Below are 14034 nucleotides of genomic sequence, written 5' to 3'. Positions count from 1 at the left end.
CTGACCACCCGCGGTCCCATCACGCAAGACCGCCCGCACACAGCCCCCCTCACCCCGACCGCACAGCTGACGACCCCGGCACTCCCCCCACGCAACGAGGAGCGATTCGTCGTGACCATCACCCAGCCCGACCTCAGCGTCTTCGAGACCCTCGAGTCCGAGGTGCGCAGCTACTGCCGCGGCTGGCCCACCGTCTTCGACCGCGCGCACGGCAGCCGTATGTACGACGAGGACGGCCACGAGTACCTGGACTTCTTCGCCGGCGCCGGTTCGCTGAACTACGGGCACAACAACCCGGTCCTGAAACGGGCGTTGATCGACTACCTGGAGCGGGACGGCGTCACGCACGGGCTCGACATGTCGACCACCGCCAAGCGGGCCTTCCTCCAGACCTTCCAGGATCTGGTGCTGCGGCCGCGTGATCTGCCGTACAAGGTCATGTTCCCGGGGCCGACGGGCACCAACGCCGTCGAGTCCGCGCTCAAGCTGGCCCGGAAGGTGAAGGGGCGCGAGGCGATCGTGTCGTTCACCAACGCCTTCCACGGCATGTCCCTCGGGTCCCTCGCCGTGACCGGCAACGCCTTCAAGCGGGCCGGGGCCGGCATCCCGCTGGTGCACGGCACGCCCATGCCGTTCGACAACTACTTCGAGGGCAAGGTCCCCGACTTCCTGTGGTTCGAGCGGCTGCTGGAGGACCAGGGGTCCGGTCTCAACAAGCCCGCCGCCGTGATCGTGGAGACCGTGCAGGGCGAGGGCGGCATCAATGTCGCCCGGCCCGAATGGCTGCGCGCGCTCAAGGAGTTGTGCGAGCGGCAGGACATGCTGCTGATCGTCGACGACATCCAGATGGGCTGCGGGCGCACCGGCGCGTTCTTCTCCTTCGAGGAGGCCGGCATCACGCCCGACATCGTCACCGTCTCCAAGTCGATCAGCGGCTACGGGCTGCCGATGTCGCTGTGCCTGTTCAAGCCTGAGCTGGACATCTGGGAGCCGGGCGAGCACAACGGCACGTTCCGCGGCAACAACCCCGCGTTCGTCACCGCGACCGCGGCCCTGGAGACGTACTGGGCCGACGGGTCGGCGATGGAGAAGCAGACCCGGGCGCGCGGCGAGCAGGTCGAGCAGGGGCTCATCTCCATCACGGAGGAGAACCTCGCCGATGTGAAGGAGTACCGGGGCCGGGGCCTGGTGTGGGGCCTGGAGTTCCACGACAAGGCGCGGGCCGGGCGGGTCGCCGCGCGCGCCTTCGAACTCGGGCTGCTCATCGAGACGTCGGGGCCGGAGAGCGAGGTCGTGAAGCTGCTCCCGGCGCTGACCGTCACCCCGGACGAGCTGGACGAGGGCCTGAGCGTCCTCGCCCGCTCCGTACGCGAAACCGTTTGAGAGAAGGAGTTGTTCAGCACGTGATCGTCCGATCGTTCAAGGACCTCGAGGGCACCGACCGCCATGTGAAGTCGGCGTCCGGCACCTGGGAGAGCAAAAGGATCGTGCTCGCCAAGGAAAGGGTCGGGTTCTCCCTCCACGAGACGATCCTGTACGCGGGTACGGAGACGTCGATGTGGTACGCGAACCACATCGAGGCCGTCGTCTGCGTCGAGGGCGAGGCAGAGCTGACCGACGACGAGACCGGGCAGAAGTACACGATCACGCCCGGGACCATGTACCTCCTCGACGGGCACGAGCGGCACACGATGCGGATCAAGGAGGACTTCCGCTGCATCTGTGTGTTCAACCCGCCCGTGACCGGCCGGGAGGACCACGACGAGAACGGCGTGTACCCGCTGCTGACCGAGGAGGGCTGAGCCCGATGACCACCATCACCGATCTGTACCCGAGCCGGGGCGCCGCCGAGGTCACCGTCCCGCGCCAGGACCCTGTCGTCTGGGGCAACCCCGACACCCCCGGCCCGATCTCGTCCCTCGATCTCCAGTCGTACGAGCGGGACGGTTTCCTCGCCGTCGAGGAACTCATCACCGACGACGAAGTGGCGGTCTACCGGCAGGAGTTGGAGCGGCTGATCACCGACCCGGCGATCCGGGAGGACGAGCGGTCGATCGTCGAGCCGAAGTCCAAGGAGATCCGCTCGGTCTTCGAGGTGCACCGGATCAGCGAGGTGTTCGCGGCGCTGGTGCGGGACGAGCGGGTGGTCGGCCGGGCCCGGCAGATCCTCGGCTCGGACGTCTACGTCCACCAGTCGCGGATCAACGTCAAGCCGGGGTTCGGGGCCAGCGGTTTCTACTGGCACTCGGACTTCGAGACCTGGCACGCCGAGGACGGGCTGCCGAACATGCGGACGGTGTCCGTCTCGATCGCGCTGACCGAGAACTACGACACCAACGGCGGGCTCATGATCATGCCCGGCTCGCACCGGACCTTCCTCGGGTGCGCGGGGGCCACGCCGACGGACAACTACAAGAAGTCGCTGCAGATGCAGGACGCGGGCACGCCGTCGGACGAGGCGCTGACCGCCATGGCGGGCGAGTACGGCATCAAGCTCTTCACGGGCAAGGCCGGTTCGGCGACCTGGTTCGACTGCAACTGCATGCACGGCTCCGGCGACAACATCACGCCGTTCCCGCGCAGCAACGTCTTCATCGTGTTCAACAGCGTGGACAACGCGGCCGTGGAGCCGTTCGCGGCACCGGTGCGGCGGCCGACGTTCATTGGATCACGGGATTTCACTCCCGTCCGGTGAGCCGAGCCCGGCCGGGGGTCCGGGGGTTGTCCCCCGGAGAATGCAGCATTGGATCACGGGATTTCACCCCGGTGCGCTGACCCGTCGCCTCACAGCCACGCCAGCGACGCGGCCCGCTCCAGTACGTTCCGTACGGCGGCCGCGTCGCCGGTGGCGTTGCCGGCCACCGTGTCGGGGTCGCCCCGGCCGCCGACGAGGCGGCAGAAGTCATAGGGTTCCAGGGTGAGTTCGGCCAGCACGGGTTCGCCTTCGGCGCCCAGCACCCACTCCTCGCCCCCGGTGACCGAGAGCAGCACCGGGGGCGCGGTGGGTCCGAGGGCGATGCCGAGGATGCGGACGGCCAGCCGGACCAGCTGCCACAGGTGCCGCTCGGGCGGTGGTGGTACGACGAGTCCGAGGGCGCGGCCGAGGTCGTCGGTGTGGATCCAGGTCTCGAAGGCCCGCCCCAGGTAGTGGTCGGCGACCGGCAGCCGCAGCCCCATCGACAGCACGGCCCGCGCCGCGCGTTCGGGATCGTGGGCCTCGGGAACGGTCAACAGCCCGTCCGCCTGCGCGGACCAGTCGGCGACGGTCCGGGCCGGGTCCCGGCCGTGCTCGTGGGCGATGACGTCGGCGGTGCGCCGGTCCCAGGCCTCGGTCCAGCTCAGGTCCGCCGGGAGCGGTGCGGCCGGCACCCTCGGGGCCAGGCCCAGCAGGCGTGCCAAGTGCTCGTCGGCGGCGAGGAGATGGGCGACCGTGGCGTGCGCGTCCCAGTCGTGCACCACCGGTGTCGTCCAGCGCCCCGCCAGTTCCGGCACCAGGGCCCGGAGTCCGGCGACGGCGGCGGCGTACGGCGCGGCGTGCGCGGCCACCCGGGGCCCGGTGGGCCGGGCGCGCCGGGCGCCGGCGAGGACGTCCGCGGCGGGGCGGCGGGCGGCGCCGTCCAGGCGCGGCCCGTCGAGCAGGCGTACCGTCTCGCGCAGTCGTTCCGCCTCCGCCGCGCAGCTCTCGCACTCGGCCAGGTGCAGCGGCACCGCGCGCCGTTCGGCCGGTTCCAGTGCTCCGAAGGCCCAGGCGGCCAGCAGCTCCCGTACGCCGTCGTGTTCCGTGGTCACCGCGACACACCTCCTCTGCCGGTCATCATGCGCCCCTTTCCAGCGCAGGATCGGGCGGGTCCGCCAAGATCTCGGCCAAGGCCCGCAACGCGGTGCGCAGCCGGGTCTTCGCGGTGCCCTCGGGGATGCCGAGTTCGGCCGCCGCCTGCCGGTAGGTGCAGCCCGCGAAGTACGCCAGGTGCACCACTTCCCGCTGCTGCGGCGGGAGTGCGGCGAGGGCGGTGTGCAGCAGCAGGGAGCGTTCCCGGTCGACGACCGTCTCGTCGGGGCCGGGTCCGGGCTCGGGGACGGCGTGCAGCGCCGAGTCGTCGACGCGGGCGTCCTTGCGGTGCCGTTCCTCGCTGCGCACGTAGTCCACGGCCCGCCGGTGGGCGAGCAGGGACAGCCAGGTGCGCAGCGTGCCGCGGCGCGCGTCGAAGGCGTACGGCCTGCTCCACAAGTGGGCGAAGACCTCCTGTGCGACGTCCTCGGCGGCGCCGGGGCTGCGGGTGACCCGCGCGGCGACCCGTCGCACCAGGCCGCCGTAGGCCGTGTACACCTCGGCCAGCGCGGACTCGTCGCCGTACACGAGCCGCCGGTGCAGCTCGGTGTCCGCGGGTGGTTGTGCGGAGGCGCTCTGCCTGGACTCCACGTGCCCTTCCTAGCGTCCCCGCGGGGTCGGCGCCAGTGGTTCAGGCAGCCAGAGCGGCCAGCAGCCGGTCGACGTCGTCGGTCGTGTTGTAGAGGTGGAACGCCGCCCGCAGATTGCCCGCGCGGTCGGAGACCTCGATTCCGGCTCGGCTCAACTCGGCCTGGCGGTGGCCGAGTTCGGGGACGGCGACGATCGGTGAGCCCGGGGACGGCACGGGGGTGTGGCCGAGCGCGGCCAGGCCGGCGCGGAAGCGGTCGGCGAGGGCGAGGTCGTGGGCGCGGACGGCGTCCACGCCGAGCTCCGCGAGGAGTTCGAGGGAGCGGCGGGCGCCCGCGTAGGAGAACAGGGCGGGGCTCTCGTCGAACCGGCGTGCGGAGTGGGCGAGTTCACCGATGGGGCCGTAGCACGCGTCCCACGGGCGCTCCCCCGCGACCCACCCGGCGAACAGCGGGGGGAGTCCGCCGAGGTCCTCCGGGACGACGAGGAAGGCCACGCCCCGCGGGCAGACGAGCCACTTGAAGGCGACGGAGGTGGAGTAGTCGTCCGCGTCCGCGTCGTAGTCCAGCCAGCCGGTGGCCTGGGAGGCGTCGACGTAGGTGCGTGCGCCGTGCCGCCGGGCGGCCTCGCGGATCGCGGGCAGGTCGGCGATCCGGCCGTCGGCGGACTGGGCGGCGCTGACCGCGACCAGGGCGGTGCCGGGGCGGACGGACTCGGCGAGCCGTTCCAGGGGGACGGTGCGCACCTTGAGGCCGGAGCGGATGTGGAAGGGGTTCACGAGCGAGCTGAAGTCGCCCTCGGCGGTGAGGACTTCGGCGCCGTCGGGGAGGGAGGCGGCGATCAGGCCGCTGTAGACGGCGACCGAGGCGCCGGCCGCGACCCGGCGGTCGGGCACGCCGACGAGTCGCGCGTACGCGGTGCGGCTCGCCTCGACGTCGCCGAACATGTCGGTGGGGTCACCGGCGGCGGCCGACTCCACGGCGACGCGCAGCGCGGCCACGGTGCGGGCCGGGAGCAGGCCGGTGCTCGCGGTGTTGAGGTAGGTGTTCTTCGGGGCGAACTCGGCACGGACGAGGCTCTCGAAGGTTCCCAGGGTCTCCATGCATCCACTGTGGGACCCCGGGAACTCCCCGTCCATTGCCGATTTCTACGTGGTTTCGCCAAGCGATGCTTATAGATCGGCCCCGACCTGCGGTTCTCTACCGCTGGGGCACCGCGCACCCGTCGGGGCCGCAGGCCTCCGCGTCCGTCTGCTCGATGAGCTGGAGCGGGGAGCGCTCGCCCCAGGCCTGGGTCAGCGCCTGGGTGAAGACCTCCGCGGGCTGGGCGCCGGAGACGCCGTACTTGCGGTCCAGGACGAAGAAGGGCACGCCGTTCGCGCCGAGCTCGGCGGCCTCGCGCTCGTCGGCGCGGACGTCGTCGGCGTAGGCGGCGGGGTCAGCGAGGACCTTGCGGACGTCGGCCGCGTCGAGCCCGGCACCGACGGCCAGCTCGACGAGCCGCTCGTCGCCCTCGGTGAAGACGGAGCGCTCCTCGGCGAAGTTGGCCTGGTAGAAGGCCTGGATGAGCTGGTCCTGCCTGCCGCGTTCCTTGGCGAGGTGGAGCAGGCGGTGCATGTCGAAGGTGTTGCCGTGGTCGCGGTCGCGGGTGCGGTACTCCAGCCCCTCGGCGGCGGCCTGGGCGCCGAGGTTGTCCTCGCCGGCCTGGGCCTGGGCCTCGCTCATGCCGTACTTCTTGGTGAGCATCTTGATCACGGGCTGGACGTCGCCCTTGGCGCGCCCGGGGTCCAGCTCGAAGGAGCGGTGGACCACCTCGACGCCGTCCCGGTGCGGGAAGGCCGCGAGCGCCTTCTCGAAGCGGGCCTTGCCCACGTAGCACCAGGGGCAGGCGATGTCGCTCCAGATCTCGACGCGCATGTTCTCGGCTCTCTCCAGCTCGTACGGGTACGGAGACTCCCTCCGGACAGTCGGTGAACATTCAAGCAGCGGGGTTCATTCCCCCGTGCCCTACGGCTGCGCCCAGGCGGCCCCGGCCCCCAGGCGGCTGAACTGCGTGCGGTACGCGCTCGGGGTCAGGCCGGTGCGGCGGACCAGGTGGGTGCGCAGGGAGTCGGCGGTGCCGAGACCGCAGGAGCGGGCCACCTGGTCCATTGGGAGGGCTGTGGTCTCCAGGAGTTCCCTGGCGCGCTCGATGCGCTGGTGGAGGAGCCACTGGAGGGGGCTCACCCCGCTCTCGGCGTGGAAGCGCCGGGTGAGGGTGCGGACGGAGACGCCCGCGTGGCGGGCCAGGTCGGTGAGGGTCAGCGGCCTGTCGAGGTTGCGCATGGCCCAGCCCCGGGTGTCGGCGCAGGCCGTGCCGCGTTCGGGCGGCAGGGGGGTCTGGGTGAACTGGGTCTGGCCGCCGGGCCGGACGGGGGCCACCAGGGCCAGCCGGGCCACCTCGTTGGCGACGGCCGCGCCGTAGTCGGTGCGGATCAGGTGCAGGCACATGTCGATGCCCGCCGCGTAGCCCGAGGACGTGAGGATCTGGCCGTCCTGCACGTACAGGACGTCCCCCTTGAGGTCGAGCGCCGGATAGCGGGCCCGCAGTTCGTCCGCCAGTTGCCAGTACGTCGTCGCGCTGCGGCCGTCCAGCAGGCCCGCCTCCGCCAGCACGAAGGCGCCGCTGCAGAGGGAGGTGACCCGCTTGCCGTCCGCCGCCGCCTCGCGCACGGCGGCGACCGTGCGGGCGTCCGGGCCGTACCGCTCGCCCGTGCCGGCGACCAGCACGGTGTCGGCGGTCTCGACGGCGTCCAGACCGCGGCCGATGTGCAGGTCGAGGCCGCCGGTGGTGGCGACGGGGCCGGGGTCCGGGGTGCAGACGGTGACCGCGTAGCCGGGCGCCCCGTCGATCTCCACCTTCGCGAACAGCAACTCGGGGATGGCGAGGTTGAACATCGAGACCGGCGACGGCGCGATGACGACGACATGGTGCGGTGTCCGCGGCTGCGGCATGGCCAGAACCTCCGGATGCATGGCATTCAGGCCACTACTGTACGGCGGCGAAGATCCGCAGCATGAGGTCATGCCGAGCAAACAGCCGAGCAGTCTTCCCACCGAGGAACATCAACGCCCCGCGCGGACGGGGTACCCGCCCCCCGTGAAGCCCGCGCCCGCCCTCGCCCTCACGGCCGCCCTCCTCGGCTTCGCGCTGATCACCCTGGACGCGTCCGTGGTGAACGTGGCCCTCCCCGCCGTCGGCTCCTCGCTGGGCGGCGGGATGACCGGGTTGCAGTGGGTGGTGGACGCCTACACTCTCGCCTTCGCCGCCCTGATGCTGTCCACCGGCGCCTTCGCCGACCGGATCGGAGCGAGCCGGGCGTACGCGCTCGGCATCGCCCTGTTCACCCTGGCCTCGGCGGCCTGCGGCCTGGCCCCGAACCTGCCGACGCTGATCGGCGCCCGGGTGGTGCAGGGCGTCGCGGCCGCCGTGGTACTGCCGGCTTCGCTCGCGCTCGTCCGGCAGGCGTACGACGACCCCGCGCGACGGGCCCGGGCGGTGGCCGCCTGGGCCGCGGGCGGCTCGGTCGCGGTGGCCCTCGGCCCGGTGGCGGGCGGCGCGCTGACCACGGCCTGGGACTGGCGGGGCATCTTCTTCGTCAACCTGCCGCTGGGGGCGGTGGCGCTGACGCTGCTCCTCCGGGCACCCCGGTCGCGCCCCCGCCCCGCACCGCTCGACCTGCCGGGCCAGGTGGCCGCGGTGGTGACCCTGACCGCGCTGACCTTCGCGGTGATCGAGGGCGGGGTGACCGGGCTCGCGGCGCTGGCGGTCGCCGTGGGGGCCGGGCTCCTCTTCCTCCGGATCGAGCGCCGACAGCCCCACCCCGTGGTCCCGCTCGGCCTGTTCCGCAGCCGGAACATCTCCGTCGCGGTCGCGGCGGGCGTGGCGTGCAGCGTGGCCTTCTACGGGATGGTGTTTGTCTTCTCCCTCTTCTTCCAGCAGGTCCAGGGACGCTCCGCGCTCTACGCCGGGCTGCTGTTCCTGCCGATGAGCGCGCTGATCGGCGTGACGAACGTGGTCTCCGGCAAGCTGGCGGGCCGGTACGGGCCACGGCTGCCGATGCTGGTCGGACAGGGCGTGGCGCTCATGGGGCTGCTGCTCCTGCTGTCCGTCGGGGCGGGCACCTCTCCGGTGCTGGTGGCCCTGCTCCTCGTACCGATGGCCCTCGGCTGCGCCCTGACGGTCCCGCCGCTGACCGCCGTGATGATGGAGGCGGTGCCGGCCGAGCGGGCCGGGCTCGCGGCCGGGGTCCTCAACTCGGCGCGGCAGGTGGGCGGCGGGCTCGGGATCGCGGTGTTCGGGGCGCTGCTGTCGGACGGGTTCGTCGCGGGGATGCGGGTGAGCCTGGGGATCGGGGCGGCCCTGTTCGCGGGGACCTGGCTGTTCAGCTTCCGTCTCGCAGGTCCTGCATCCAGTTGGGGCGGAACTCCAGGTGGTCGTACGTCACCACGCACCCCTCCCCCATCGGCGACTGGGTCATGAAGCCGACGAGGGCGGCGCCGGTCTCCTTCTCCTCGCCGAGGGTGAAGAGCCGGACGAAGGTCCAGCGCTTGCCGTCCCGGGAGGCGTGGAAGGCGAACGCCCGCCCGGTGCGGCTCACCCTGAGCCAGACCGAACTGCCCTCCACGGTGAAGGAGTTGGCGTCGTCGGAGTGTCCCCGGGTGACCACCGTGCAGACGGTCGGCACGTCCGGGGAGTACTCCAGACAGAGCTTGGCCCAGGTCCGGTCGCCGACCTGGACGTAGAGCACTCCCGCGTCGAAGGCGGCGGCGAATCCGACCGTGACCCGGGCTATCAGCTGGAAGTCCCCTTCGGGCGCCCCGAGCAGACGGGGCGCGTCGGAGGCGGGGTCGAGCCCTTCGGCGGTGGGCGGCACGAACCGGTCCTGCCGGGGCCCGGCCCACCCCGTGAGGACTCCGTCCTCGTACGACCAGTGGCCGTCGGGCCCGTACGTACGCAGGGAGAAAGGCAGTTCGGGAAGTTCGACGTCCATCCGCTCATTGTCGCAGGGGGTGGATCGACTCCTCAGGGGCGCGGGGAACTGCGCGACCAGCCACAACGGACCGGTAAACCGCAATCCACCGCACCCCGTACGGCGCGTCCCGCGGAGCGCTATCGCTCCAGACGCCCGTTGAACCTGCGCGGCAGGCCCAGCGGATTGTCGTCCCGCAACTCCGGCGGCAGCAACGCCTCCGGCGCGCCCTGATAGGCCACCGGCCGCATCCACCGCTCGATCGCCGTCCCGCCCACAGAAGTCGACGTGGACGTGGTGGCCGGGTAGGGCCCGCCGTGATGCTGGGCCGGCGCCACAGCAACTCCCGTCGGCCACCCGTTGACCAGCACGCGCCCGGCCAGCGGCGTCAGCTCGGCCAGGATCTCCTTGCCGCGCCCCTCGCCCGCGGCCTCCTCGGCCGACAGATGAACCGTCGCCGTGAGGTTGCCCGGCAGCCGCGACAGCACCGCGCGCGCCTGCTCGTCGTCCTCGTAGCGGACGACGACCGTCACCGGACCGAAGCACTCCTCCAGGAGCAGGTCGTAGGCGCCCTCCTCGGCGAGCTTGTCCGCGGCGACCGTGAGGAAGCCCGCGCTGACGGTGTGCTCGCCGCCCGCGCCCGGCGTCACCGGCGACTCGACCTCGGGCAGCTCGACGCGCTCGGCGACGCCCGCGATGAAGTTGTCCCGCATGCGGTGGTCGAGCAGGACCCCGGCGTCGGTGTCGCTGACGGCGTCCGTGAGGGACTTGACCAGGCCGTCACCCGCGGCGCCGGACGGCACCAGGACGAGGCCCGGCTTCACGCAGAACTGGCCGACGCCCAGCGTCATGGAACCCGCGAGCCCGGCGCCGATGGCCTCGGCACGCTCGGCGGCGGCCGCCTCCGTCACCACCACGGGGTTCAGGGAGCCCAGCTCGCCGTGGAAGGGGATCGGGACCGGACGGGCCGCCGCCGCGTCGAACAGCGCGCGGCCACCGCGGACCGAACCGGTGAAGCCGGCCGCCGCGACCAGCGGGTGCTTGACCAGCTCGACGCCGGCTTCGAAGCCGTGGACGAGCCCGACGACGCCCGCCGGGATGCCGTGCTCGGCGCCCGCGGCGCGCAGCACGGCCGCGACCAGCTCGGACAGGCCGGGGTGGTCGGGGTGGGCCTTGACCACGACGGGGCAGCCGGCGGCCAGTGCGCTCGCGGTGTCGCCGCCGGCGACGGAGAACGCGAAGGGGAAGTTGGAGGCCGAGTACACGGCGACGACGCCCAGCGGCACCTTGTAGCGGCGCAGGTCCGGGACGGGCGGGGTCGCGGTGTCGTCGGGGTGGTTGATCACGACGTCGAGGAAGGCGCCCTCGTCGACGATGCCCGCGAAGGCGCGCAGCTGGTAGCAGGTGCGGGCGAGTTCGCCGGTGAGGCGGACCGGGCCGAGCGCGGTCTCGGCGTCGGCGGCCTCGACGAGCTGGTCCTTGGCGGCCTCCAGCCGGTCGGCGGCGGTGCGCAGGAAGGCGGCGCGGACCGTGCGGTCGGCGAGGGAGGCGCGGGCGTCGTACGCGGCGCGGACGGCGGCGTCGACCTCCTGGGCTGTGGCCTCCACCGCAACCTGTTCACGCTGCTTCCCGGTTCGGGGGTCGACACTCCAGACTGGTGCTGCTGCCACCGCGGGTCCCTCCACACATGTAATGCCGCAGTACTGGGTCACTCACCAGGGTCGTTCGATATACTGAACGCTGTCTCTGATGATGAATATGCTGTTGGAGACTATTTCCCGTCGAACGAAGGGGTCAAGGGCGATGTCGGCTGGCGAGACGGGGGGCGGCGCGCAGGTCAAGTCCGCTGTACGGACGGTTGAACTGCTCGAATACTTCGCCGGACGCCCCGGTATGCACTCCCTCGCGGCGGTCCAGGAGGCCGTCGGCTACCCGAAGTCCAGCCTCTACATGCTGCTGCGCACGCTGGTGGAGCTGGGCTGGGTGGAGACCGACGCGACGGGCACGCGGTACGGCATCGGGGTGCGGGCCCTGCTGGTCGGCACCTCCTACATCGACGGCGACGAGGTCGTCGCGGCGGCCCGGCCGACGCTGGACCGGCTGTCGGACGACACGACCGAGACCATCCACCTCGCCCGGCTCGACGGCACGAACGTCGTCTACCTCGCCACCCGCCAGTCCCAGCACTACCTGCGGCCCTTCACCCGGGTCGGCCGCCGGCTCCCCGCGCACTCCACGTCCCTCGGCAAGGCGCTGCTGAGCACCTACTCGGACGAACAGGTCCGCAAGATGCTCCCGGAGACGCTCCCGGCGCTGACCGAGAACACCATCACCGACCGGGAGAAGCTCATCGAGGAGCTCCACCAGGTCCGTGAGCAGGGCTTCGCCGTGGACCGCGAGGAGAACACGCTCGGGCTGCGCTGCTTCGGGGTGGCCGTCCCCTACCGCACGCCCGCCCGCGACGCGATCAGCTGCTCGGTGCCGGTGGCGCGGCTGACGCCGGCGCACGAGCAGATGGTGAAGGACGCGTTGTTCGACGCGCGGGACCGGCTGACACTGGCCACCCGTAGGCTCTGAGGCATGCAGATCGCGCTCCGAGAGGTCCACGCCAGTGATCTGCCGGTCTTCTTCCGGCAGATGAACGATCCCGAGTCGCTGCGCATGGCCGCCTTCGTCCCGAAGGACCCGGCCGACCGCGACGCGTTCGACGCCCACTGGAAACGGGTCCTCGCCTCCGACGCCGTCAACCGCACGATCCTCGTGGACGGTGACGTGGTGGGCAGCGCGGCGGTGTACGGGGAGCCCGGCGAGCGTGAGGTCACCTACTGGGTCGACCGCGCGTACTGGGGGCGCGGGATCGCCACGGCCGCCCTCGGAGCGCTGCTCGCCGAGGTCACCGAACGCCCGCTGTACGCCCGCGCGGCGGCGGACAACGCCGCGTCGCGGCGGGTGCTGGAGAAGTGCGGGTTCCGGTTGTCGGCCCACGACCGGGGGTACGCCCAGGCCCGCGGCGAGGAGATCGACGAGGTCGTGCTGAGGCTGGACGCCTGACCCCGCCGTCGTCGACGCACCGCACATGAACGTCCGATGAGAAAACCGGACGCATGGGAACGATTCGTCCGCCGCCGGTCGTCTACCAGGACGCGATGAACAAGACGATCAGGCGCGCGTCGGTCTTCGCGCTGCTGCTGGTGTTCGCTCTGCTGCTGCGGGCGACCTGGGTGCAGTTCTACGAGGGCCAGGCGCTGGCGGACGACAGCGACAACCGGCGGAACGCGATCGAGACGTACTCGTCGCCGCTGGGGAACATCATCGTGGCCGGTGAGTCGATCACCGGTTCCGCGAAGACGACAGGGAGCGACCTCAAGTACAAGCGCACGTACAAAAACGGCAAGCTGTACGCCGCGGTGACCGGCTATGCCTCGCAGGCGTACGCGCCGACCCAGCTGGAGGGCATCTACGCCGACCTCCTCAACGGCTCGGACAGCCGGCTGAAGGACGTCATGGACACGGTCACCAACCAGCGGGCCGAGCCGGGCGACGTGGTCACCACGATCGACCCGGCCGTGCAGAAGGCCGCCTATGACGCGCTCGGCGACAAGAAGGGCGCGGCCGTCGCGATCGACCCGAAGACCGGCAAGATCCTCGCGGTCGTCTCCACCCCGTCGTACGACCCGTCCTCGCTGACCGACGCCAACACCGCGGGAACGGCCTGGAAGAAGCTGACCGAGGACTCCGACAAACCGCTGACCAACCGCGCGCTGCGGCAGCCGGTGGCGCCGGGTTCGACGTTCAAGCTGGTGGTCGCGGCGGCGGCGCTGGAGGACGGCCTGTACTCGTCGGTGGACGAGAAGACCGACAGCCCCGACCCGTACACCCTGCCGGGCACGGTCACCAAGCTGGCGAACGAGAACAGGTCGGCCCCCTGCGAGGACGCCAGCATCCGCACCGCGCTCCAGTACTCCTGCAACAACGTCTTCGCGAAGATGGCGTACGACCTCGGGCAGGACAAGCTGCGGGCGACGGCGGAGAAGTTCGGCTTCAACGACAAGGAGCAGGACGTCCCCGTCCGGGCCTACACCAGCGTGTACCCCTCGGACATGAACGACTCCTCCACGGCCCTCACCGGCATCGGCCAGTTCGACGTCACCGCGACCCCGTTGCAGATGGCCATGGTCTCGGCGGCCATCGCCAACGGCGGTGAGTTGGTCTCGCCGCACCTGGTCTCGCAGATCACCGACGGCGGCGGTGATGTGCTGGAGGACTACGACGACGAGGCGTCCACGACCCGGATCGTCAGCTCCGAGACCGCCGAGCAGCTCCAGTCGGCGATGCAGACGGTCGTCCAGGACGGCACCGGCACGAACGCGCAGATCGACGGGGTGACGGTGGGCGGCAAGACGGGCACGGCCCAGCACGGCGAGAACAATAGCGAGACGCCGTACGCCTGGTTCACGTCGTACGCGAAGTCCGGCGGCCAGGAGGTCGCGGTGGCGGTTCTGGTGGAGCAGTCGGACGCGGCCCGCTCGGAGGTCAGCGGCAACGGGCTGGCCGCCCCCGTGGCCAAGGCCATGATGGAGGCGGCCCTCGGGAAATAGGCTTCCCG

The 14034-nt window shown here is 71.6% G+C and carries 14 protein-coding genes; 7 read left to right on the top strand and 7 right to left on the bottom strand.

The window, feature by feature from the left end:
* Window positions 1–111: 111 nt before the first annotated feature.
* Genes ectB through thpD form a run of 3 tightly spaced genes read left to right on the top strand, consistent with a single transcriptional unit; the run spans window position 112 to window position 2695 of the window.
* Window positions 112–1383 (top strand): diaminobutyrate--2-oxoglutarate transaminase, encoded by a 1272-nt coding sequence (gene ectB, locus DI272_RS37405; protein WP_109499611.1) that lies wholly within the window; start codon window positions 112–114, stop codon window positions 1381–1383.
* A gap of 20 nt (window positions 1384–1403) precedes the next feature.
* Window positions 1404–1802, top strand: coding sequence for an ectoine synthase (locus tag DI272_RS37400; RefSeq protein ID WP_109499610.1), 399 nt, complete (start codon window positions 1404–1406; stop codon window positions 1800–1802).
* 5 nt (window positions 1803–1807) lie between these two features.
* Window positions 1808–2695, top strand: a complete 888-nt coding sequence (gene thpD, locus DI272_RS37395) for an ectoine hydroxylase (protein ID WP_109499609.1) — start codon at window positions 1808–1810, stop codon at window positions 2693–2695.
* A gap of 89 nt (window positions 2696–2784) precedes the next feature.
* On the opposite strand, the gene DI272_RS37390 is transcribed toward thpD, so the two are convergent.
* The 5 genes from DI272_RS37390 to DI272_RS37370 form a co-directional block, all read right to left on the bottom strand.
* A complete protein-coding gene (locus tag DI272_RS37390) occupies window positions 2785–3789 on the bottom strand; it encodes a maleylpyruvate isomerase family mycothiol-dependent enzyme (protein WP_109499608.1) in 1005 nt (334 codons plus the stop codon).
* Between the two features lie 25 nt (window positions 3790–3814).
* Window positions 3815–4420: an RNA polymerase sigma factor gene (locus DI272_RS37385; RefSeq protein ID WP_109499607.1), complete on the bottom strand. Its 606-nt coding sequence runs from the start codon at window positions 4418–4420 to the stop codon at window positions 3815–3817.
* Between the two features lie 40 nt (window positions 4421–4460).
* Window positions 4461–5555, bottom strand: coding sequence for an aminotransferase class V-fold PLP-dependent enzyme (locus DI272_RS37380; protein WP_181387442.1), 1095 nt, complete (start codon window positions 5553–5555; stop codon window positions 4461–4463).
* Window positions 5556–5616: 61 nt separating this feature from the next.
* A complete protein-coding gene (locus DI272_RS37375; RefSeq protein ID WP_109499606.1) occupies window positions 5617–6333 on the bottom strand; it encodes a DsbA family oxidoreductase in 717 nt (238 codons plus the stop codon).
* 90 nt (window positions 6334–6423) lie between these two features.
* On the bottom strand, window positions 6424–7431 hold the full coding sequence (locus tag DI272_RS37370; RefSeq protein ID WP_258314791.1) for a GlxA family transcriptional regulator: 1008 nt from the start codon (window positions 7429–7431) through the stop codon (window positions 6424–6426).
* Between the two features lie 49 nt (window positions 7432–7480).
* Here DI272_RS37370 and DI272_RS37365 point away from each other — a divergent pair, with 49 nt between their 5' ends.
* Entirely contained in the window at window positions 7481–8938 is a 1458-nt protein-coding gene (locus DI272_RS37365; protein WP_109499605.1) for an MFS transporter, read from the top strand.
* On the opposite strand, the gene DI272_RS37360 is transcribed toward DI272_RS37365, so the two are convergent.
* Together DI272_RS37360 and DI272_RS37355 are read right to left on the bottom strand one after the other, a co-directional pair.
* A complete protein-coding gene (locus DI272_RS37360; protein WP_109499604.1) occupies window positions 8841–9449 on the bottom strand; it encodes a DUF1349 domain-containing protein in 609 nt (202 codons plus the stop codon). The two genes, DI272_RS37365 and DI272_RS37360, sit on opposite strands and share 98 nt — an antisense overlap.
* Before the next feature lie 119 nt (window positions 9450–9568).
* A complete protein-coding gene (locus tag DI272_RS37355) occupies window positions 9569–11098 on the bottom strand; it encodes an aldehyde dehydrogenase (NADP(+)) (RefSeq protein ID WP_109499603.1) in 1530 nt (509 codons plus the stop codon).
* Window positions 11099–11231: 133 nt separating this feature from the next.
* On the opposite strand from DI272_RS37355, the gene DI272_RS37350 reads away from it, so the two are divergent.
* From DI272_RS37350 to DI272_RS37340, 3 genes are all read left to right on the top strand, one after another.
* On the top strand, window positions 11232–12005 hold the full coding sequence (locus DI272_RS37350) for an IclR family transcriptional regulator (RefSeq protein WP_109499602.1): 774 nt from the start codon (window positions 11232–11234) through the stop codon (window positions 12003–12005).
* Between the two features lie 3 nt (window positions 12006–12008).
* Window positions 12009–12479, top strand: coding sequence for a GNAT family N-acetyltransferase (locus DI272_RS37345; protein WP_109499601.1), 471 nt, complete (start codon window positions 12009–12011; stop codon window positions 12477–12479).
* Between the two features lie 95 nt (window positions 12480–12574).
* On the top strand, window positions 12575–14026 hold the full coding sequence (locus tag DI272_RS37340; RefSeq protein ID WP_109501247.1) for a penicillin-binding protein 2: 1452 nt from the start codon (window positions 12575–12577) through the stop codon (window positions 14024–14026).
* Window positions 14027–14034: the final 8 nt, after the last annotated feature.

This window comes from Streptomyces sp. Act143 (assembly GCF_003143935.1).
Taxonomy (GTDB): domain Bacteria; phylum Actinomycetota; class Actinomycetes; order Streptomycetales; family Streptomycetaceae; genus Streptomyces.
This window is presented reverse-complemented; position numbering and strand designations above follow the sequence as displayed.